Origin of the sequence: Oscillibacter sp., assembly GCF_032060045.1 — a bacterium.
In the GTDB taxonomy this organism is placed as follows: Bacteria; Bacillota; Clostridia; order Oscillospirales; family Oscillospiraceae; genus Oscillibacter.
Genome location: NZ_DAMBZJ010000012.1, coordinates 76,353 through 77,507 on the forward strand (window position 1 = coordinate 76,353; position 1,155 = coordinate 77,507).

Here is a 1,155-nt window from a genome sequence, read left to right on the forward strand (position 1 = left end):
AATCGCGCCGTTCACAGGCTTGCCAACCCCATTATTATCCGAAAGGAGCCCCATGATGAATGTCTCCAAAGCGGGCTTTGAAGCCGTTTTTCAGTATTCCGACATGTTCAAGGAAGGAATGCTGTGCACCATCTATCTCTCATTTTTTACCGTGATTCTGGGCTTTGTGCTGGCTTTGGTGCTGGCCGTCATGCGCATGTCCGATATCAGGCCTTTGCGGTTTCTGGCGTTGGATCGGCAGGGCCGTCTGCGGGAGCAGGGGGTTTTATTTGCATTGAGCCGGTTTAACCCCGTCAGCTTTATTGCCACGGTCTATGTGGAAATTTTCCGGGCTACGCCCTTGCTGGTGCAGTTGTTCATTGTGTATCAGGTGCTGTTCCACAAGGACGTGATCAATCTGCCTTCGGTGACGATTCTGGGGTTTGTAAAGCTGAATCGGTTTCTTCCCGGTGTGGTGGCGCTGGCGCTGAACTCGGGCGCGTATGTGTCCGAAATCATCCGGGCGGGCATCCAGTCCATTGAAGGGGGGCAGACCGAGGCTGCCCGCTCTTTGGGCCTGACACAGGGGCAGAACATGCGGTACATCGTGCTTCCTCAGGCCATCAAGAACATACTGCCCGCCATCGGCAATGAGTTTGTCACCATCATTAAGGAATCCGCCGTCACCTTTACCATTGGCGTGGCGGACCTGATGGCCGCGGTGAAGGCGGCGCAGGCGGGCTCTTTCCGGATTTTGGAGCCGCTGCTGGTGGTGGCTGCGCTCTATTTCTGCCTGACCTTCCCCACCAGCAAGATCATTGCGCACTTCGAGAGGAGGATGAGCCGTGGCGACAAGCGGTAGTCTGATCCGGGTCACCGGACTAAAAAAATACTACAACAAGGGCGCCATCAAGGCCCTTGACGACGTGACGGTGGACATCAACCGGGGCGACGTGATGGTGGTCATTGGCCCCTCGGGCTCTGGAAAATCAACGTTTTTGCGCAGCCTGAATCTTCTGGAAGCGCCTACAGACGGGTCCATTGTCTTCGACGGGGTGGATATCACCAAGTCCCGGATGAAAACCGCAGAGGGGAAGACTGTGCGGCTGAACATTGACGAGCACCGCCAGAAAATGGGCATGGTATTTCAGCAGTTCAATGTATTTCCCCATTTGA

At 55.2% G+C, this 1,155-nt stretch carries 2 protein-coding genes; both read left to right on the forward strand.

Translation table 11 applies throughout. The features are described 5' to 3' along the window. The first annotated feature begins 55 nt into the window (after nt 1–55). On the forward strand, nt 56–841 hold the full coding sequence (locus RT018_RS06830) for an amino acid ABC transporter permease (RefSeq protein ID WP_397359880.1): 786 nt from the start codon (nt 56–58) through the stop codon (nt 839–841). 1 nt (nt 842) lies between these two features. Then, a partial coding sequence (locus RT018_RS06835; protein ID WP_397359883.1) for an ATP-binding cassette domain-containing protein occupies nt 843–1,155 on the forward strand: 313 nt, incomplete at its 3' end.

Excerpts from the sequence above, each read along its gene's own strand:
- RT018_RS06830 (WP_397359880.1), top strand. The coding sequence starts at position 56 with ATGAATGTCTCCAAAGCGGGCTTTGAAGCCGTTTTTCAGTATTCCGAC.